The sequence below is a fragment of the Solicola agrisoli genome, from assembly GCF_049059935.1.
Classification (GTDB): domain Bacteria; phylum Actinomycetota; class Actinomycetes; order Propionibacteriales; family Nocardioidaceae; genus JAURVT01.
In genome coordinates this window covers 87,740-106,031 of the sequence record NZ_JBMGQR010000002.1, presented here as the reverse complement: position 1 = coordinate 106,031, position 18,292 = coordinate 87,740, and the positions used below count along the sequence as shown (strand labels likewise).

Sequence of the window (18,292 nt, the reverse complement as noted above, 5' to 3'; positions counted from 1 at the left end):
ACCGATGGAGGGAACCACCTGATGAGGACCGTCGCACTGTCACCGTCCGCGCGCGAAGAGGCGCTCGCGGCCATGGAGAGCGAGGTGCTGGACATCCTCGTGATCGGCGGTGGAGTCGTCGGGGGAGGCGCCGCGCTCGACGCCGCCACGCGCGGGCTGAGCGTCGGGCTGGTCGAGGCGCGCGACTTCGCGTCCGGCACGTCCAGCCGCTCGTCCAAGCTGATGCACGGTGGGCTGCGCTACCTGGAGATGCTCGACTTCCGCCTGGTGGCCGAGGCGCTCAAGGAGCGCGGGCTCAACCTGCAGAAGCTGGCGCCGCACCTGGTCAAGGAGGTGTCGTTCCTCTACCCGCTGCAGCACCGGGTCTGGGAGCGCTTCTACGCCGGCTCCGGCGTGGCCCTCTACGACGCGATGAGCAAGGCGTCCGGCTACGGCGCGGGCGTCCCGCTGCACCGTCACCTGACCCGTCGCGGGGCGCGCAAGATCGCCCCGTCGCTGCGCAAGGACGCCCTCGTCGGCGCCCTGAAGTACTACGACGCGCAGGTCGACGACGCCCGTCACACGATGTTCCTGTCGCGCACGGCCGCGGCCTACGGCGCGCACGTCGCGTCGCGGGCGCGCGTCACCGAGCTGATCAAGGAGGGCGACCGCGTCGTCGGCGCCAAGGTGGCCGACCTCGAGTCCGACCGCGTGTACGAGGTGCGGGCGCGCCAGGTGGTCAACGCCACCGGCGTCTGGACCGACGACACGCAGAACCTCGCCGGCCAGCGCGGGCAGTTCCACGTCCGCGCGTCCAAGGGCATCCACCTCGTGGTGCCCAAGGACCGCATCCGCAGCAGCTCGGGCCTGATCCTGCGCACCGAGAAGTCGGTGCTCTTCGTGATCCCGTGGGGGTCCCACTGGATCATCGGCACCACCGACACCGACTGGTCGCTGTCCAAGGACCACCCGGCGGCGTCCGAGAGCGACATCGACTACCTGCTCGACCACGTCAACGCCGTCCTCGAGACGCCGCTGACGCGGGCCGACGTGCAGGGCGTCTACGCGGGCCTGCGCCCGCTGCTCGAGGGCGAGTCCGAGGCCACGTCCAAGCTGTCGCGCGAGCACGCGGTGAGCCACCCGGCACCGGGTCTCGTCGTCGTCGCGGGCGGCAAGTACACGACGTACCGGATCATGGCCGAGGACGCGATCGACGAGGCCGTCCACGGCCTGGAGTCGCAGCTCGACCGCCGGGTGCCCAAGAGCGTCACCGAGGACATCCCGCTGCTCGGGGCCGAGGGGTACGAGGCGCTGTGGAACCAGCGTCACCTGCTCGCCCGACGCAGCGGCCTGCACGAGACGCGGATCGAGCACCTGCTCAACCGGTACGGCAGCCTGATCGACGAGGTGCTGGCGCTCGTCGCCAAGGACCCGACGCTCGGCGAGCCCCTCACCGGCGCCGGCGACTACCTCCGCGCCGAGGTCGTCTACGCCGTCGAGTTCGAGGGCGCGCGTCACGTCGACGACGTCCTCGCCCGCCGCACCCGGATCTCCATGGAGGAGTTCGATCGCGGCACCGGCGTCACCGAGGAGGTCGCCCAGCTGATGGGCGCGTCCCTGGCCTGGGACGACGAGCAGCGTGCGCGCGAGGTGGACCACTACCTCAAGCGCGTCGAGGCCGAGCGTCAGAGCCAGCAGATGCCCGACGACGAGACCGCCGACGCCGCCCGCATGGGTGCGCCGGACGTCGTCCCGGTCACGACCGGCTGACGCACCGCACCACCACGACGCCCCCGCGCCTGCCCGTCAGGTGCGGGGGCGTCGTGCTGCGCGGCGCGAGGCCAGGACGGACGCGACGGCGGTCGCGACGAGGACGAGCGCGGTGAGGACGAGCCAGGCGGTCCAGTACGGACGGTCGAGCAGGGTGGCGTTGTCGGGCTTGCCGCCCTGGCCCGACAGCACCGGGATCGCGGCGACGGTGACCGTGCCCCAGACGACGACGGCCACCGCGACGGGACGGCGCGCGGCGTCGGGCAGCACCCGAGCCAGGAGCACGCCGAGCACGACGACGACCGGGGCGAAGACGAAGTCGTGGGCCACCACGCCGCCGGCGAGCCAGATGACGGTGGAGAGCAGGCGGGAGAAGTCGAGCTGCAGCAGCAGGACGGCCCCGTAGACGCCGGCGGCGAGGCCGGCCAGCAGCAGGACGCCGCGCGTCACGGTGGTGCCCATCAGCCCGCCACCTCCAGCTTCGTGACCCACTTGGTCTGCAGGACGCCGGGGCGGTTGGGCGCGATGATGCGTGCCGGGTAGCCGTGGTCGAGCGTGAGGGGCTCGCCCGACAGCCGCAGCGCGAGCAGTGTCCGCTCGTCGTCGACGAACTGGGCGGGCAGCTCCGACGTCGCGAACGCGCCGCGGGTCTGCAGCGACGTGACGAAGACGCGCGAGCGGGCCGGGGCGCCCATCGACTCGACGAGGTCGCGCAGCGGCACGCCCGTCCAGTCGCCCGACGCGCTCCATCCCTCGACGCAGGCGATCGGCAGGGTGTGGGTGCGCTGGGTCATCGCCTCGAGGTCGGCGCGGTCCATCGTCACGGTGCGGCCGGCGTACGACAGCTCGAGCTGCCAGGCGTCACCCGTCGAGCCGCCGGGGACGCCCGCCGCCGCGGCGGTGCGGTTGATCGGGATGCCGAGCGGGCCGTCGCCGGAGCGGACCCCGAACACCGACACCTTGCGCAGCAGCGGGACGGTCTGGCCGGCGCTGAGGACGAACGTGAGGCCGGCCGCGACCCAGGTGGCGCGCAGCAGGCCGCGTCGCGACAGGCGCGAGGCCGCGGGCGGCTCGTCGACGTCGACGGGGTGCGAGAACGAGCGACGGATCACCGGGAGCTTCACCGCGACGTGCACCGCGAGCGCGCCGATCATCACCCACGCGACGGCGTAGTGGGTGGAGCGGAAGCTGAAGCTCCACGGGTACCACTGGATCGTGTTGAGCATCCCGACGACGAGCTGGAAGATGCCGGAGCTGACGAGCACCAGGATCGACACGCGCTCCAGGACGTGCAGCAGGGCGGGCACCGCGGGCTTGAGCACCGGCGGCTGGAACAGCCGCGGGAACACCGACCACAGCTTCACCAGCAGCAGCGGGATCGCGACGGTGCCGCTGAGCACGTGGGTGCCCTGGGTGACGCGGTACAGCCAGGCCGGGCTCGTCGGGATCGTCAGCCAGCCCGGCGGCCCGTACTGCCAGTGGCTCCACAGCCCGGTCAGGAAGCAGACGGTGAACGCGACGCCGAGGACCGAGCCCACGCGGGACGTCACCTCCGGGACGCGGAGGCGGTCCTCGAAGTCCTCCACGCGGGGCAGTCGCACGTCTCCCAGGGTCTCACGCGCCGGGCGACGGGGCTGGCTAGTCGTCGAGGTCGGCGTCGGGCGGGTGCCCCGGACGCGAGACCGTCAGGACCGCCTCGACGACGGCGTCGCGCTGCTCGAGCCGCTCCTCCAGCGCCCGCAGCCGGTCGGCGACGCTCGACTCGCTCTCGTCGCCCACGAGGTCGACGCTCGCCACCAGGTAGACGCGGTGCGGACCGACGATCTCCATGTGCAGGTAGCCGACGCTCGCGACCTCGTCCATCTCCTCGAGCGCGTCGACCACGGTCTGCTCGATCGCGTCCGTGACGCCCTCGCCCACCAGGAAGCGGCGGTTGCGGTCGATCAGGACGAACGCGACCACGCCGAGCAGCAGACCGACCAGGATCGACCCGACCGCGTCGAAGACGGGGTCGCCGGTCGCCTGGTGCAGGCCGATGCCCGCCAGGGCGATGACGATGCCGATCAGTGCGGCGGAGTCCTCGGCGAACACGGCGCGCAGCGTCGGGTCGGAGGTCTGCAGCGCGCGCTCGAGCAGCTCGGTGTGGGTGTCGGCGGCCTCGCCGCGCAGCTGCCGGTAGGACTGCAGGAAGCTCGTCCCCTCGAGCACGAACGAGATGCCGAGCACGACGTAGGCGATCGTGTAGTTCTCGGCGGCCTCCTCGGCGGACAGCTGCTGGATGCCGTGGACGATCGAGACGGCGGCCCCGGCGACGAACAGCCCGACCGCGGCGAACATCGACCAGACGTAGGCCTCGCGTCCGTACCCGTGCGGGTGGGAGCGGTCGGGGCGGCGCTGCGAGCGCTTGTCGGCGACGAACAGGAAGATCTCGTTGCCGGTGTCGGCCCAGGAGTGGGCCGCCTCGGCGACCATCGATGCCGAGCCCGTCAGCAGCGCGGCCGCCGACTTGGCGAGCGCGATGAGCAGGTTGGCCCCGAACGCGACGACGACGGTGACGTTCATGTCACCGTCGTCGTCGATGTGGGGTGAGTGACGGGACTTGAACCCGCGACCACCGGCACCACAAGCCGGTGCTCTACCAGCTGAGCTACACCCACCATGCGCGTCCGGCGTGCACCGGATGCGACGCCGAGAAGCATAGCGGCTGCCGTGGGCGCTCCGGACCGGGGGATCACGAGGGGTTCGTCAGTGATCCCGCGACCTGTGCGGCCAGGCCGCGCGCGGTCTCGCTGTCGGGCCCGGGCGCGGGCACGAAGACGGCCTGGCGGTAGTACCGCAGCTCCTCGATGCTCTCCTGGATGTCGGCCAGCGCACGGTGGTTGCCGGCCTTCTTGGGCGAGGCGAAGTAGGCCCGCGGGAACCAGTGGCGCGACAGCTCCTTGATCGAGGAGACGTCGACGATGCGGTAGTGCAGCCAGGCCTCGAGGTCGAGCATGTCGCGGGCGATGAACGCGCGGTCGGTGCCGACGGAGTTGCCCGCCAGGGGGGCCTTGCGGGGCTCGGACACGTGCTCCTTGACGTAGGTGAGCACGGCGTCCTCGGCCTCGGCCAGGGTGATGCCGCCGTCGAGCTCGGTGATGAGCCCGGACGTGGTGTGCATCGTGGTGACGACCTCGTTCATCTGCTCGAGGGCCTCCTGCGGGGGCTTGATCACCAGGTCGACGCCGTCGCCGAGCACGTTGAGCTCGTAGTCGGTGACCAGGGCCGCCACCTCGACGAGCGCGTCGGCGCCGAGGTCGAGGCCGGTCATCTCGCAGTCGATCCACACCAGCTTGTCGTTCACGCCCCTCAGACTAGGTGGTGGACGCGGCCTGGATACGCTGGAGTGGTCCGTCCTCGGGCTCCGGAACCTGTGGGGCACGTCGTTCGTTGTGCGGACCGGACCCTCACGACCCCGCCGATCGGAGCACCCCAGCGTGGCCAGCAACAGTGGCAAGAACGAGCGTCAGCAGCGCGCGGAGCAGATGCGCAAGGAGCGCGAGCGCGCCGAGAAGCGCCGCCGCAACGGCATCACGCTCGGCATCATGGCCATCGTGGTGGTGCTGGTGGCCGTCGCCGCGTTCGCGATCGTCAACGAGGTGGGCAAGAGCAACGACCCCGCCGCGCAGCCCAAGAACACCACCGACGACTACGGCATCGTGTACGACCAGGCCGCGTCGGGCAGTGAGCCGAGCGCCGGTGCTGCCGAGCCGGTCAACGTGACGATCTACGAGGACTTCCAGTGCCCGGTCTGCCAGGCCTTCCAGGAGGCCAACGGTGACTTCCTCGACCAGCAGGTCGCCTCGGGCGCCATCGAGATCGAGTACCGCCCGATCGCGTTCCTGAACAACGCCAGCAGCACGCAGTACTCCACGCGGTCGGCGAACACCGCCGCGTGCGTCGTCGACACCGCCGGCGCCAAGGGGTTCCACGAGCTGCAGAAGATCCTCTACACGAACCAGCCCGCCGAGGGCGGCGCGGGCCTGACCGACGACCAGCTCGCCGACTACGCCCGTCAGGCCGGCGGCCTGGAGACCGAGTCGTGCATCAAGGACGGCACCTACGAGAAGTGGACCGAGGAGGCGACCGAGGCCTCGCGCGACAACGACGTCCAGGGCACGCCCACCGTCCTCGTCGACGGCAAGGTCACCAACGGCGCGCAGGGCGGCGTCCCCACCGCCGAGGACCTGCAGAAGGCCATCACCGCCGCCCAGGGCAGCTGACCCCCCCACGATCCGTCGGTTCGGCTGGTCCGATCCGTCAGTTCTGCTGGTCTCCGACCGGCCGAAGTGACGGATGGTGCCCGCAGAACCGACGGATCGCGGGTTGTGTGTGTGGGTGCTTCGGTGCGCCTGGCAGGACTCGAACCTGCGACCTGAAGATGAGAACGGCGCCTGTTCTTCCAGCTGATGGATGCTGAGCGGTGGTGCGCCTGGCAGGACTCGAACCTGCGACCTGAAGATTAGAAGGCTCCTGCTCTATCCAGCTGAGCTACAGGCGCGTGCGGGTCAGCGTATCGGCGGCGCGCGGACGTGCGGCAGCACATAGGCTTTCGTCGTGTCCTTCCCCGTCCCGGCGCCGCCGGTGCCTGCGCCAGGCCTGCCGCCGTACCGCGAGGTGTTCGTCCAGCGCGGACGCACGCTGCTCGTGGTGCTGGTGTGGATCGCGGCCGTGGTGGGCGTGGCCGGGGCGATCGCGCTCGCGGTGTTCACGAGCCGGGCCGGGTCGGGGCTGGTGCTGCTGTACGCCCTGATCCCCGCGGTGACGCTGGTCGCCGGGTACGTCTGGCTCGACCGGTACGAGCCCGAGCCGCGGCGCTACGTCGCGGCCGCGTTCGTCTGGGGCGCGGTGGTGTCGACGAGCTCGGCCCTGCTGCTGCAGCTCGGCGCCCAGAACCTCTTCGGGTGGGGCGACGAGGTGATGGCGACGTGGGTCGCCCCGCTCACCGAGGAGCCGGCCAAGTGCCTGTTCCTCGTCCTGACCTTCCTGCGCGCCCGCCGCGTGGTGGACGGGCTCGTCGACAGCCTCCTCTACGCCGGCATCGTGGGGCTCGGCTTCGCGTTCGTCGAGAACATCGGCTACATCTCGATCGCCTACGACGGGCTGCCCACCGGCGTCGACGGTCCGCAGCTGGACGGGGTCGGCGGCGCGACCGCGACGTTCATCGTCCGCGGCATCTTCAGCCCGCTCGCGCACCCGCTGTTCACGTCCGCGTTCGCGGTGGCCGTCGCGTTCGCCCTCACGCTGAGGTCGCGCTGGCTGCGCGGCCTGGTCTGCGTCGTCGGCCTGCTCGGGAGCGTCGGCCTGCACGCGCTGTGGAACGGCTCGCTGAGCTACGGCGGGGGAGTCGGCTTCGTGCTGGCCTACCTCGTGCTCGCCGCCGTGCTGGTCGGCCTGGTCACGTGGGCGATCCTGGCCCGCGCCCAGCAGGGCAGGCGGCTGCGGGCGGCGCTCGACCACATGTCGACGCGTGGCTGGCTGCACCGCGACGAGGTGCCGTACCTCGGACGGTTCCCGCTGCGCGCTCGTGCGGTCGCGTTCGCCAAGGCGCAGCCGGGCGGCACCGCCGCGCCGGCGTTCAAGCGCTACCAGCGCCTGGCCGCGACCGCCGCCTTCCTCTACGCCGGCGTGATGGACGGCCGGCCCAAGCGCGACGCCGTCGGCAAGGTCGACGCGCTGCGCGCGGCGATGGGCGAGGTCAAGCCGTGGGTCCGGCTGCCGCCGCCCGTGCGACCCCCGATGGTCTGGTACGGCCCGCCGCCGGGCTACGGTCCTCCTCCCGGCTACGGACCCCCGCCCACCTACGGTCCGCCGCCGTACTACAGCCAGCCTCCCGTCCCCGGCCCCGGACGGCCGTCCCCGTAGACCGCGACCCCGGCGTGCTCGGACGCCGGACGCCGTGTCCGCGGAGCCACCCCGACCACCTCCACTAGGGTTCGGGTTGACGTCACTGAAGTCACAGCCGTCCCACAGGTCCGTCCACGTCGAGAGGAGAGCGCGGTGCCCACCGAACGCTCCGCCGCCGCGCTGCTCAGCGCGCTCATGCGGCTGCGCTCGGACCTCGACGCCGCGCCCCTGCGCCTCGACCTCCCCGAGGCCGAGCAGGCCCGCCTCGCCAGGCGCGAGACGATCGACCAGCTCGAGGACTACGTGCTCCCGCGCCTGGTCCAGCTCGACGCGCCGCTGCTCGCCGTCGTGGGCGGTTCGACCGGCGCGGGCAAGTCGACCCTGGTCAACAGCATCGTCGGTCGCCCCGTCACCGAGTCCGGCGTGCTGCGCCCCACCACCCGCTCGCCGGTGCTGGTGCACCACCCGTCCGAGGCGCACTGGTTCGCGCCCGAGCGGATCCTGCCCGACCTCGCGCGCACCACGACGTCCACCAACGACATCAGCGCGCTGCGCCTGGTGTCGACCAAGGCGGTCCCCGCCGGCCTGGCCATCCTCGACGCGCCCGACGTCGACTCGGTCGACGTCGCCAACCGCGAGCTCGCTGCGCAGCTGCTCGCCGCGGCCGACCTCTGGCTGTTCGTGACGTCGTCCGCGCGCTACGCCGACCAGGTGCCCTGGAACTTCCTGCAGGCGGCGGCCCGCCGCAGCGCGGCCGTCGCGGTCGTCCTCGACCGCACCCCGGCCGTGTCGCTGTCGGAGGTGCAGCGCCACCTCGCCCGCATGATGACGTCGCGCGGCCTCAAGGACTCGCCGTTGTTCACCGTGCCCGAGTCGCCGGTGGACGCCGACGGACTGCTGCCGCCCGACAGCGTCGCCACGATCCGCGACTGGCTCCAGGACCTCGCCGTCGACACCGACGTGCGCGACGCGATCGTCACCCAGACGCTCGACGGCGCCGTCCGCCAGATCATCTTCCGCGCGCACGACGTCGCCGACGCCGCGAACCAGGAGTCGCGGGCGCTCGTCCACCTCCACGAGGCCGCCGACGTCGCCTACGCCGACCAGCAGGCCGCCCTGTCGGTCGCGCTGGCCGACGGCACCGTCGTCCGCGGCGCGCTCGCCGCGCGCTGGCAGGAGTTCGTCGGCTCCGGCGAGCTCGTGCGCTCCCTCGAGGACCGCGTGACCCGCATCCGCGACCGCTTCCTCGACTCGGTCACCGGTCGCAAGGACCGCTCCGGCGAGGTGCTCGCCGCCGTCGAGAACGCCGTCGACCTGACGCTGCTCGAGCACGCCGAGCGTGCGGCCGAGGCCACCGAGCGGGCCTGGTCGTCCACCCCGCCGGGACGGGCGGTGCTCGCCGCGCACGGGGGAGGGCTCGGCAAGGCCCCCCGCGACTTCCGCATGCGCGCCGAGCGCACCGTCCGCGACTGGCTCGGCGCCGTCCTGGTGATGGTGCGCGAGGGCGTCGCCGACAAGCGCATGAACGCCAAGGTCCTCGCCCTCGGCGTCAACGGGCTCGCCGCGGCGCTCGCCGTCGCCGTGCTCACGCGGCAGGCGGGCTCGCAGGACGACGCCGGGGCGTCGGGACGCCGGCTGCTCGAGGCCGTCCTCGGAGCCCCCGAGGTGGACGCGCTGCTCGACCGCGCCCGCGACGACCTCGAGCTGCGGGTGGGTGCGCTCGTGCGCAGCGAGCACGACCGGTTCGGGGCGTTGCTCCGCGAGTTCGACTCCGGCGGCAAGGCGGCGGATAATATCCGCGAAGCCGCACGCCGCGCCGAGGACGCACGGCACAGCGACCTGATGCCCGACTGGGACGAGTGAGGACCGTGGACGCCACCGTGGACCGTGACCGATGGTTCTCCCCGGAGCAGGGTGACGTGGTCGCGCGGGTCACCGGCCTGCAGCGTGCCGTCGAGGGCGGGCGGGGCCTGCTCGACGACGGGCTGCTCGACCAGGCGCAGGTCGTCGTCGACCACGCGGGGGAGCGGCTGCGCCTGTCGGCCGACCACACCATCGTCGCGCTCGCCGGGGCCACCGGATCCGGCAAGTCCTCGCTGTTCAACCTGTTGTCGGGCCTGGAGATCGCCGGCGTCGGCGTCCAGCGCCCCACCACCTCGTGGGCGCTCGCGTGCGCCTGGGGACCCGACGGCGCCACCGAGATCCTGGAGTGGATGGGCATCCCGCCCCGCAACCAGGTCTCGCGCACGAGCATGCTCGACACCTCCAGCGAGGACACCAACCTCGAGGGCCTGGTGCTGCTCGACCTGCCCGACCACGACTCCACCGAGGTCTCGCACCACCTCGAGGTCGACCGCCTCGTCACGCACGCCGACCTGCTCGTGTGGGTGCTCGACCCGCAGAAGTACGCCGACGCCGCCGTGCACGACCGCTACCTGAAGAAGCTCACGTCGTACGCCGACGTGACGATGGTCGTGCTCAACCAGATCGACCGGATCCCGGCCGAGCAGCGCGACGCCGCGCTCGCCGACGTCCGGCGCCTTCTCGTCGACGACGGACTGCCCGACGTCCCCGTGCTCGGCACGTCGGCCGCCACCGGCGAGGGCGTCGACGAGCTCAAGCGCACCCTGGTCAAGCGCATCCGTGACAAGCAGACCGCGCGCGACCGGCTCTCGGCCGACGTCGAGGTGGCCGCCACGGCGCTCCTGGCGGCCAACGGCGCGGCCGCGGCCCCCGGGCTCGGCGAGGACGCCCGCGAGCACCTCGACGCCGCCCTGGCCGACGCGGTGGGTGTGCCCGCCGTCGTCGACGCCGTCGGCTCGACGGTGCGCCGCCGCGCCGCGTCCGCCGTCGCCTGGCCGCCCGCCCAGCTGCTCGGACGCCTGCGCAAGGACCCGCTCACCCGCCTCGAGCTCGACCCCGCCCTGGGCGCGGGCGCCCGCCGTCCGTCCCCGGTGCCGGGCGACGCGCAGCGCTCCGGCGTGGAGGTCGCCGTCCGCGACGTCGCCGAGACCTCGTCGTCGGGCCTGCCCCCGGTGTGGAGCACCACCGTGCGCAGCGCGGCCACCGACGACGCCTCGACGCTCGCCGACGAGATCGACGCCGCCACCGGATCGGCCGACCTCGGCCTCGGACGCTCGCAGGCCGGGTGGCGACTCGTCGCCGTCCTGCAGTGGCTCCTGCTCCTCGCCGCGGTCGCCGGACTCGTCTGGCTCGTGGCCGTCGCCGCGGGGGCCGGCAGCTCGTCCGTCCCGTCGGTGCTGGGCCTGCCGCTGCCCACGGTGCTGCTGGTGGCCGGGCTCGTCCTCGGTCTGCTCGTCTGGGCCGTCGGGCGGCCGCTGGCCGGCCGGGCCGGGCGACGTGCCGCCGACGACGCCGATGCGACGCTCCGTCGGGTGATCGGCGAGATCGCCCACGAGCGCGTCGTCAGCCCCGTCCGCGCCGTGCTCGAGCGCCACGAGTCGGTGCGCACCAGCCTGCTGACGGCCACTGGTCTCAAGGGAACGCGCAGGGCCTAGGCTTCTGCATCATGGCCGAGTACATCTTCACGCTTCGCAACGTCCGCAAGGCCCACGGTGACAAGGTCGTCCTCGACGACGTCACCCTGTCCTTCCTCCACGGCGCCAAGATCGGCATCGTCGGTCCCAACGGCGCCGGCAAGTCGACCCTGCTCAAGGTGATGGCGGGCCTGGAGCACGTCAACAACGGCGAGACCCACCTCGACGCCGACGCCACCGTCGGCATGCTCCAGCAGGAGCCGCCCCTCACCGAGGGCAAGACGGTGCTCGAGAACGTCGAGGAGGCCGTCGCCGAGATCAAGGGCAAGCTCGACCGCTACAACGCGATCGGCATGGAGATGGGCGAGCCCGACGCCGACTTCGACGCGCTGATGGCCGAGATGGGCAACCTGCAGGAGGACCTCGAGCGCACCAACGCGTGGGAGCTCGACAGCCGCCTCGACCAGGCCATGGACGCGCTGCGCTGCCCGCCGCCCGACGCGCTCGTCGACAACCTCTCCGGTGGTGAGCGCCGCCGCGTCGCGCTGTGCAAGCTCCTGCTGCAGGAGCCCGACCTGCTGCTGCTCGACGAGCCCACCAACCACCTGGACGCCGAGTCGGTCCAGTGGCTCGAGGGCCACCTCGCCACGTACAAGGGCGCCGTCCTGGCGATCACCCACGACCGGTACTTCCTGGACAACGTCGCCGAGTGGATCGCCGAGGTCGACCGCGGCCGCATCCACGGCTACGAGGGCAACTACTCGACCTACCTGGAGACCAAGCGCGACCGGCTCAAGGTCGAGGGCCAGAAGGACGCCAAGCGCGCCAAGATGCTCGAGAAGGAGCTGGAGTGGGTCCGCTCCAACGCCAAGGCCCGCCAGACCAAGAGCAAGTCGCGTCTGGCCCGCTACGAGGAGATGGCCGCCGCCGCCGAGCGCGACCGCAAGATCGACACCTCGGAGATCAACATCCCGGCCGGCCCGCGCCTGGGTGACGTCGTGCTCGAGTCGCGCGACCTCACCAAGGGCTTCGAGGGCCGCGTGCTCATCGACGACCTGTCGTTCTCGCTTCCCCGTGCCGGCATCGTCGGCGTCATCGGTCCCAACGGCGTCGGCAAGACCACGCTGTTCCGGATGATCACCGGGGGAGAGGAGCCCGACGAGGGCAAGCTCGACGTCGGCACGACCGTCAAGATCTCCTACGTCGACCAGAGCCGCGGGGGCCTGGACCCGGAGAAGAACGTCTGGGAGACCGTCTCGGACGGCCTGGACTTCATCAAGGTCGCGAACTTCGAGATGAACTCGCGCGCCTACGTGGCGTCGTTCGGCTTCAAGGGCCCGGACCAGCAGAAGAAGTCCGGCGTGCTCTCCGGTGGTGAGCGCAACCGCCTGAACCTCGCGCTGACGCTGAAGATGGGCGGCAACCTGCTGCTCCTCGACGAGCCCACCAACGACCTGGACGTCGAGACGCTGTCGTCGCTCGAGGACGCGTTGCTCGACTTCCCCGGCTGCGCCGTGGTCACCTCGCACGACCGGTGGTTCCTCGACCGCGTCGCCACCCACATCCTCGCGTGGGAGGGCGACGGCGACGAGCCCGCCAAGTGGTTCTGGTTCGAGGGCAACTTCGCCGCCTACGAGCAGAACAAGATCGAGCGCCTCGGCCAGGACGCCGCCCGTCCCCACCGCGTCACCCACCGCCGCCTGACCCGCGACTGACGGCCGCGCGTCCCCGCCCGACGGCTGCGGCCTGGCGGTGCCTCACCCACCACATGTGGCCCGGAGGGGGTGGCTGAGCCACCGTCCGTGGTGGGTCGCCACCTGGCGGTGGGTATGCCCCCAGGATCGCGCCGAACGTGGGGGCTCACCCACCGCTGGGCCGAGGACGAGCGTCGCCCCGCGCCGCCGCGTCCTCGTCGCCACCCCGGGCCGCGCAGGTGCCTCACCCACCACGCGACGGACGCGCCGCGGCGGGCCGGTGGCTGCCGCACCACTTGACGCCCCCGATGTGGTGGCTGAGCCACCGCCGGTGGTGGGTCACCCACCTGGCGGTGGGTATGCCCCCAGGATCTTGCCGAACGTGGGGGCTTACCCACCGCTGGGCCGAGGACGAGCGTCGGCCCGCGCCGCCGCGTCCTCGTCGCCACTCCGGGCCGCGCAGGTGGCTCACCCACCACGCGACGGACGCTGGGCCGAGGACGAGCGTCGGCCCGCGCCGCCGCGTCCTCGTCGCCCCACCCCGAGCCGCGCAGGTGGCTCACCCACCACGTGACGGGCGCGCCGCGGCGGGCCGGTCCCTCACCCACCACTGCGGGCCCAGACGTGGTGGGTGAGCCACCGCCGGTGGTGGGTCGCCCACCTGGCGGTGGGTAGACCTGCAGCGGAGCGCAGGTGCCCCCAGGATCGGGCCGAACGTGGGGGCACACCCACCGCTGGCCGGAGCGACTAGAAGCGGTTGCCCTCGAGGTCGGTGACGATGCGCTCCATGACGCGGCCGATGGCGTCGAGCTCGTCGGGCGTGGCGCGGTCGACGAGGTACTTGCGCACGCCGGCGACGTGGGTGTGCGAGGCCTGCTCGAGGACGGAGAAGCCGTGGTCGGTGAGGACGGCCTCGACGCCGCGGCCGTCGTCCTTGCACGGCTGGCGGTGCAGGATGCCGACGCGCTCGAGGCGGGCGACGGTGTGCGTGACGCGACTGCGGGAGTGGGCGACCATCGAGGCGAGCTCGGCCATGCGCAGCGTCCGCTCGGACGACTCCGAGAGCCGGACCAGGATCTCGTACTCGGCCATCGAGAGGTCGTGCTCGGTACGCAGGTCGCGGTCGAGGCAGTCCATCAGGACGGTGGAGCCGCCGAGGAACGAGCGCCAGGCTCCCTGCTGACGGCGGTCCAGCCAGCGGGTCTCGTCCGTGGTCGCGGTGCTCGTCGGGCTCATGGGACGAATCGTATCGCAGCCATAGTTGACGCCTAAACCTTTCAGGGGTATCGTCTGCTCTGTAGTTGAAGCATCAACCAACTGCCACCGTCTTCATCCACACAGTCTTCGGCCCATGAGGCCCCCACGAGAGGAATCGCCATGACGCAGGTCACCGCCGGCACCTGGCAGCTCGACCCGACCCACACCGAGGTCGGCTTCACGGTCCGTCACCTGGTCAGCAAGGTGCGCGGCAAGTTCACCGGTTTCGAGGGCACCATCGTCACCGCCGACGACGCCGCCGCCCACAAGGTCGACGTCTCGATCCAGCTCGCCACCGTCGACACCGGCACCGCCGACCGCGACAACCACCTGCGCTCGGGCGACTTCTTCTCCGTCGAGGAGAACCCCGAGATGACGTTCACCTCCACCGGCGTCACCGACAAGGGCGACGACACCTTCGTCGTCACCGGCGACCTGACCATCAAGGGCACCACGAAGTCGGTCGACCTCGACGTCGAGTTCCTCGGCGAGGGCTCGGACCCGTGGGGCGGCACGCGCATCGGCCTCGAGGCCAAGGGCGAGATCAGCCGCAAGGACTTCGGCATCGACTTCAACATCCCGGTCCAGGGCGAGAAGCTCATGATCGGCGACAAGATCAGCATCGTCATCGCCGCCGAGGCCGTCCTGCAGGCCTGAGCCTCAGCACGACCCAGCAGCACCGCACGACCCCGCACCGATCCCCTGGGTGCGGGGTCGTCGCGCGTCCGGACAAGGGTCAGGCGGCGACCATGCGCAGCGCGAGGTCGGCGTACAGGTCGGCGACGGACTCCGGCGTGCGCGGGCCGTCGGGCTGGAACCAGCGCACCAGGTCGACGCCGAGCGACAGGACCGCCAGGGCGGTGCCCGGCACGTCGTCGACGGTGAAGACGCCCCGCGCGACGCCGTCCTCGAGCACCTCGCGTGCCGTGGCCTCGATGTCGCGGCGGTACCCGGCCACCTCGTGCAGGTGCTCCTCGGACAGCGCCGTCAGCTCGTACTGCACGATCCGGCCCGTGAGGCTGTGCTCGGCGTGCCAGCGGGTGAAGTCGTGGACGAGCCGTCGCAGCCGCTCGCGCGGGTCGTCCGAGCCGTCGACGGCGCGCCTGACGACGTCGAGCGCGGCGAGGTGACCCTCGCGCGACAGCTCGTACAGCAGCCCCTCCTTGGACGGGTGGTGGACGTACAGCGCCGCGGGGCTCATGCCGGCGCGCGAGGCGATGTCGCGCGTCGTGGTGGCGTGGAAGCCCTTCTCGGCGAACGCCTCGACGGCGGCCCGGACGAGCCGGTGGCGCGCGGTGAGCTGGGTCATGGACGCCTCCTGTGCCTGCCGTGGGTGGACGGGGTGTGCTCGCGTTGACAGCATGCGGGACGGATTGCATGCTAAGCAAGCGCTCAGTCAGCGCCCGGTCCAGGGTGCTGCACACCCACCCGGAAGGCCCTCATGCCCGAGGCAGTCATCGTCTCCACCGCCCGCTCGCCCATCGGCCGCGCGTTCAAGGGATCGCTCAAGGACATGCGTCCGGACGACCTCGCCGCGCAGATGGTCCAGGCCGCGTTCGACAAGATCCCGGCGCTCGACCCGCACGAGGTCGAGGACCTGATGCTGGGCTGCGGCCTGCCCGGCGGCGAGCAGGGCAACAACCTCGGACGCATCGTCACCGTGATGCTCGGGCTCGACGACGTGCCCGGCACCACCATCACGCGGTACTGCTCCTCGAGCCTGCAGACCACACGGATGGCCTTCCACGCGATCAAGGCCGGCGAGGGCGACGTCTACGTCTCGGCCGGCGTCGAGACCGTCAGCCGCTTCACCAAGGGCAACAGCGACGTCATCCCCGGCGAGCAGACCTCGAACCCGATCTTCGACGACGCCATGACGCGCACCCAGGACCGCGCCGAGAACGGCGGCACGTGGCACGACCCCCGCGAGGACGGAGTCCTCCCTGACGCGTACATCGCCATGGGCCAGACCGCCGAGAACCTCGCGCAGCTCAAGGGCGTCACCCGCGAGGATCAGGACGCGTTCGGCGTCCGCAGCCAGAACCTGGCCGAGAAGGCCATCGCCGACGGCTTCTGGGCCCGCGACATCACGCCGGTGACGCTGCCCGACGGCACCGTCATCGACGCCGACGACGGCCCGCGCGCCGGCGTCACCCTGGAGGCCGTGCAGGGGCTCAAGCCGGTCTTCCGCCCCGACGGCACCGTGACGGCCGGCAACTGCTGCGCGCTCAACGACGGCGCCGCGGCGCTCGTGATCATGAGCGACACCCGCGCCGCCGAGCTCGGCCTGACGCCGCTCGCGCGCATCGTCTCCACCGGCGTCACCGGCCTGTCGCCGGAGATCATGGGCTACGGCCCCGTCGGCGCGTCGAACCAGGCGCTCGCTCGCGCCGGCATGAGCATCGGCGACATCGACCTGGTCGAGATCAACGAGGCCTTCGCCGCGCAGGTGCTGCCCTCGGCACGCGACCTCGGCGTCGACATGGACAAGCTCAACGTCAACGGCGGCGCGATCGCCGTCGGCCACCCCTTCGGCATGACGGGCGCGCGCATCACCAGCACGCTGATCAACTCGCTCCAGACGCACGACAAGCAGTACGGCCTGGAGACGATGTGCGTCGGCGGCGGCCAGGGGATGGCCATGATCATCGAGCGCCTCGCGTGAGCCGCCGCTTCGAGGGCCGCACCGCCCTGGTCACCGGCGCCAGCCGCGGCATCGGCCTGGGGATCGCCCAGCGGCTCGTCGACGAGGGCGCGCGCGTGTGCATCACCGCGCGCAAGCCCGACGCGCTGGAGGAGGCCGTGGCGGCCCTGGGCGGCCCCGAGAAGGCCATCGCGGTGGCCGGCAAGGCCGACGACCCCGACCACCAGGCCGAGGCCGTCGCACGCACCGTCGAGACGTTCGGCTCGCTCGACCACCTCGTCAACAACACCGGCATCAACCCCGCGTACGGCCCGATGATCGACATCGACCTCGGCGCGGCCGAGAAGATCGTCAAGGTCAACGTGCTGGCCGCGCTCGCCTGGACCCAGCACGCCTGGCGCGCCTGGATGTCCGAGCACGGCGGCTCGGTGCTCAACGTGGCCTCGGTCGGCGGCCTCAAGCCCGCCCCGGGCATCGGCATGTACGGCGCGTCCAAGGCGATGCTCATCCACGTCACGCAGGAGCTCGCCGTCGAGCTCGGACCCGTGGTGCGCGTCAACGCCGTCGCGCCCGCGGTGGTCAAGACCAAGTTCGCCACCGCGCTGTACGAGGGCAAGGAGGAGGAGGTCGCGTCGCAGTACCCGGCCAAGCGCCTCGGGGTGCCCGAGGACGTCGCGGCCGCCGCGGCCTACCTGCTGTCGGACGAGGCGAGCTGGGTGACCGGGCAGGTCCTGGTCACCGACGGTGGCCTCACCCTGACGGGCGGCGTGTGAGCGAGGTCCGCGACGCCGGCGTCGTCGTCACCGGCGCCGCCGGCGGCATCGGCCGGGCGATCGCCGAGCGGCTGGTGGCCGAGGGGGCGCGCGTCGTCGTCAACGACCTCGACGCCGACCGTCTCGCGGCCACCGCCGCCGAGATCGGCGCCCACCCGGTGCCCGGTGACGCCGCGAGCGAGGACGGCGTCGCCGCCCTCGTGGGCGCAGCGCGCGAGCAGCTCGGCGCCGTCGACGTGTGGTTCGCCAACGCCGGCGTCGCCACCGAGGGCGGGCCCGAGGCTACCGAGCACGACTGGGCGCTGTCGTTCGAGGTCAACGTCATGGCCCACGTGCGTGCGTCGAGGCTGCTGCTCCCCGACTGGCTCGAGCGCGGCTCGGGCCGGTTCGTCTCGACGGCGTCCGCCGCCGGGCTGCTGATGATGCTCGGCTCGGCCCCGTACACCGTCAGCAAGCACGCGGCCGTTGGCTACGCGTCGTGGCTGCGCGCCACCTACGCGCACCGTGGCGTCGTCGTGCAGTGCCTGTGCCCGCAGGGCGTCAACACCGACATGCTCGCGGCCACTGGCCGGGCCGGCGAGGTGACGCTGTCCGAGGGCGCCGTCGAGCCGTCCGTCGTCGCCGACGTGGTGGTGCAGGCCCTCGCCGACGACCGGTTCCTCGTCCTGCCCCACCCCGAGGTGGAGCAGTACTTCCAGGCCCGGGCCGCCGACGGTGACCGCTGGCTCGGCGGCATGAACAAGCTGCAGCGCCGCATCGAGAGCTGAGCGCACCGACGCGGCGCTCAAACAC

The 18,292-nt window shown here is 72.1% G+C and carries 16 protein-coding genes and 2 tRNA genes; 10 read left to right on the top strand and 8 right to left on the bottom strand.

The features are described 5' to 3' along the window. Nucleotides 1-21 precede the first annotated feature (21 nt). The gene (locus ACI6PP_RS01595) at nt 22-1,749 is read left to right on the top strand and encodes a glycerol-3-phosphate dehydrogenase/oxidase (protein ID WP_421108489.1); all 1,728 of its coding nucleotides are present in this window, start codon (nt 22-24) and stop codon (nt 1,747-1,749) included. Between the two features lie 36 nt (nt 1,750-1,785). Here ACI6PP_RS01595 and ACI6PP_RS01590 read toward each other — a convergent pair whose 3' ends face one another. The 5 genes from ACI6PP_RS01590 to orn all read right to left on the bottom strand — a co-directional run bounded on the left by ACI6PP_RS01590 (nt 1,786) and on the right by orn (nt 5,092). Beyond that, nucleotides 1,786-2,211 (bottom strand): hypothetical protein, encoded by a 426-nt coding sequence (locus ACI6PP_RS01590; RefSeq protein ID WP_421108487.1) that lies wholly within the window; start codon nt 2,209-2,211, stop codon nt 1,786-1,788. After that, entirely contained in the window at nt 2,211-3,350 is a 1,140-nt protein-coding gene (locus tag ACI6PP_RS01585) for a molybdopterin-dependent oxidoreductase (RefSeq protein WP_421108485.1), read from the bottom strand. Before ACI6PP_RS01585 ends, ACI6PP_RS01590 begins: the two co-directional genes overlap by 1 nt. A gap of 37 nt (nt 3,351-3,387) precedes the next feature. After that, nucleotides 3,388-4,311: a cation diffusion facilitator family transporter gene (locus tag ACI6PP_RS01580; protein WP_421108484.1), complete on the bottom strand. Its 924-nt coding sequence runs from the start codon at nt 4,309-4,311 to the stop codon at nt 3,388-3,390. 19 nt (nt 4,312-4,330) lie between these two features. Further along, nucleotides 4,331-4,406 (bottom strand) — tRNA-His (locus ACI6PP_RS01575). A gap of 74 nt (nt 4,407-4,480) precedes the next feature. Beyond that, a complete protein-coding gene (gene orn, locus ACI6PP_RS01570) occupies nt 4,481-5,092 on the bottom strand; it encodes an oligoribonuclease (protein WP_421108482.1) in 612 nt (203 codons plus the stop codon). 133 nt (nt 5,093-5,225) lie between these two features. Here orn and ACI6PP_RS01565 point away from each other — a divergent pair, with 133 nt between their 5' ends. Beyond that, nucleotides 5,226-6,011 carry a DsbA family protein gene (locus tag ACI6PP_RS01565; protein WP_421108480.1) on the top strand — a complete coding sequence of 262 codons (786 nt, stop codon included), beginning with the start codon at nt 5,226-5,228 and terminating at the stop codon, nt 6,009-6,011. A 201-nt stretch (nt 6,012-6,212) separates the two neighbouring features. Here the strand turns inward: ACI6PP_RS01565 and ACI6PP_RS01560 are convergent. Then, nucleotides 6,213-6,289 (bottom strand) — tRNA-Arg (locus tag ACI6PP_RS01560). 56 nt (nt 6,290-6,345) lie between these two features. Between ACI6PP_RS01560 and ACI6PP_RS01555 the strand changes: the two genes are divergently transcribed. The 4 genes from ACI6PP_RS01555 (at nt 6,346) to ettA (ending at nt 12,847) form a co-directional block, all read left to right on the top strand. Continuing rightward, on the top strand, nt 6,346-7,653 hold the full coding sequence (locus ACI6PP_RS01555) for a PrsW family intramembrane metalloprotease (protein ID WP_421108478.1): 1,308 nt from the start codon (nt 6,346-6,348) through the stop codon (nt 7,651-7,653). A 135-nt stretch (nt 7,654-7,788) separates the two neighbouring features. Then, nucleotides 7,789-9,498, top strand: a complete 1,710-nt coding sequence (locus tag ACI6PP_RS01550) for an ABC transporter (RefSeq protein WP_421108476.1) — start codon at nt 7,789-7,791, stop codon at nt 9,496-9,498. Nucleotides 9,499-9,503: 5 nt separating this feature from the next. Beyond that, nucleotides 9,504-11,153 carry a GTPase gene (locus tag ACI6PP_RS01545; protein ID WP_421108474.1) on the top strand — a complete coding sequence of 550 codons (1,650 nt, stop codon included), beginning with the start codon at nt 9,504-9,506 and terminating at the stop codon, nt 11,151-11,153. A gap of 11 nt (nt 11,154-11,164) precedes the next feature. After that, complete coding sequence (gene ettA / locus ACI6PP_RS01540; protein WP_421108473.1) at nt 11,165-12,847, top strand: energy-dependent translational throttle protein EttA; 1,683 nt, start codon at nt 11,165-11,167, stop codon at nt 12,845-12,847. A gap of 726 nt (nt 12,848-13,573) precedes the next feature. Here the strand turns inward: ettA and ACI6PP_RS01535 are convergent. Continuing rightward, nucleotides 13,574-14,062 (bottom strand): MarR family winged helix-turn-helix transcriptional regulator, encoded by a 489-nt coding sequence (locus ACI6PP_RS01535; RefSeq protein ID WP_421108471.1) that lies wholly within the window; start codon nt 14,060-14,062, stop codon nt 13,574-13,576. A gap of 141 nt (nt 14,063-14,203) precedes the next feature. Here ACI6PP_RS01535 and ACI6PP_RS01530 point away from each other — a divergent pair, with 141 nt between their 5' ends. After that, nucleotides 14,204-14,740 (top strand): YceI family protein, encoded by a 537-nt coding sequence (locus tag ACI6PP_RS01530; RefSeq protein ID WP_421108469.1) that lies wholly within the window; start codon nt 14,204-14,206, stop codon nt 14,738-14,740. A 79-nt stretch (nt 14,741-14,819) separates the two neighbouring features. On the opposite strand, the gene ACI6PP_RS01525 is transcribed toward ACI6PP_RS01530, so the two are convergent. Continuing rightward, the gene (locus ACI6PP_RS01525) at nt 14,820-15,392 is read right to left on the bottom strand and encodes a TetR-type transcription factor C-terminal domain-containing protein (protein ID WP_421108467.1); all 573 of its coding nucleotides are present in this window, start codon (nt 15,390-15,392) and stop codon (nt 14,820-14,822) included. Nucleotides 15,393-15,524: 132 nt separating this feature from the next. Here ACI6PP_RS01525 and ACI6PP_RS01520 point away from each other — a divergent pair, with 132 nt between their 5' ends. From ACI6PP_RS01520 to ACI6PP_RS01510, 3 genes are read left to right on the top strand one after another with little or no spacing between them, the layout of a single operon-like run. After that, nucleotides 15,525-16,748, top strand: a complete 1,224-nt coding sequence (locus ACI6PP_RS01520) for an acetyl-CoA C-acetyltransferase (protein WP_421108465.1) — start codon at nt 15,525-15,527, stop codon at nt 16,746-16,748. Further along, complete coding sequence (locus ACI6PP_RS01515) at nt 16,745-17,500, top strand: SDR family oxidoreductase (protein WP_421108463.1); 756 nt, start codon at nt 16,745-16,747, stop codon at nt 17,498-17,500. The genes ACI6PP_RS01520 and ACI6PP_RS01515 overlap by 4 nt, the downstream gene beginning before the upstream one ends. Continuing rightward, the gene (locus tag ACI6PP_RS01510; protein ID WP_421108461.1) at nt 17,497-18,267 is read left to right on the top strand and encodes an SDR family oxidoreductase; all 771 of its coding nucleotides are present in this window, start codon (nt 17,497-17,499) and stop codon (nt 18,265-18,267) included. Before ACI6PP_RS01515 ends, ACI6PP_RS01510 begins: the two co-directional genes overlap by 4 nt. Nucleotides 18,268-18,292 lie beyond the last annotated feature (25 nt).

Excerpts from the sequence above, each read along its gene's own strand:
- ACI6PP_RS01595 (WP_421108489.1), top strand. The coding sequence starts at position 22 with ATGAGGACCGTCGCACTGTCACCGTCCGCGCGCGAAGAGGCGCTCGCG.
- ACI6PP_RS01590 (WP_421108487.1), bottom strand. The coding sequence starts at position 2,211 with ATGGGCACCACCGTGACGCGCGGCGTCCTGCTGCTGGCCGGCCTCGCC.
- ACI6PP_RS01580 (WP_421108484.1), bottom strand. The coding sequence starts at position 4,311 with ATGAACGTCACCGTCGTCGTCGCGTTCGGGGCCAACCTGCTCATCGCG.
- ettA (WP_421108473.1), top strand. The coding sequence starts at position 11,165 with ATGGCCGAGTACATCTTCACGCTTCGCAACGTCCGCAAGGCCCACGGT.
- ACI6PP_RS01535 (WP_421108471.1), bottom strand. The coding sequence starts at position 14,062 with ATGAGCCCGACGAGCACCGCGACCACGGACGAGACCCGCTGGCTGGAC.
- ACI6PP_RS01530 (WP_421108469.1), top strand. The coding sequence starts at position 14,204 with ATGACGCAGGTCACCGCCGGCACCTGGCAGCTCGACCCGACCCACACC.
- ACI6PP_RS01525 (WP_421108467.1), bottom strand. The coding sequence starts at position 15,392 with ATGACCCAGCTCACCGCGCGCCACCGGCTCGTCCGGGCCGCCGTCGAG.
- ACI6PP_RS01520 (WP_421108465.1), top strand. The coding sequence starts at position 15,525 with ATGCCCGAGGCAGTCATCGTCTCCACCGCCCGCTCGCCCATCGGCCGC.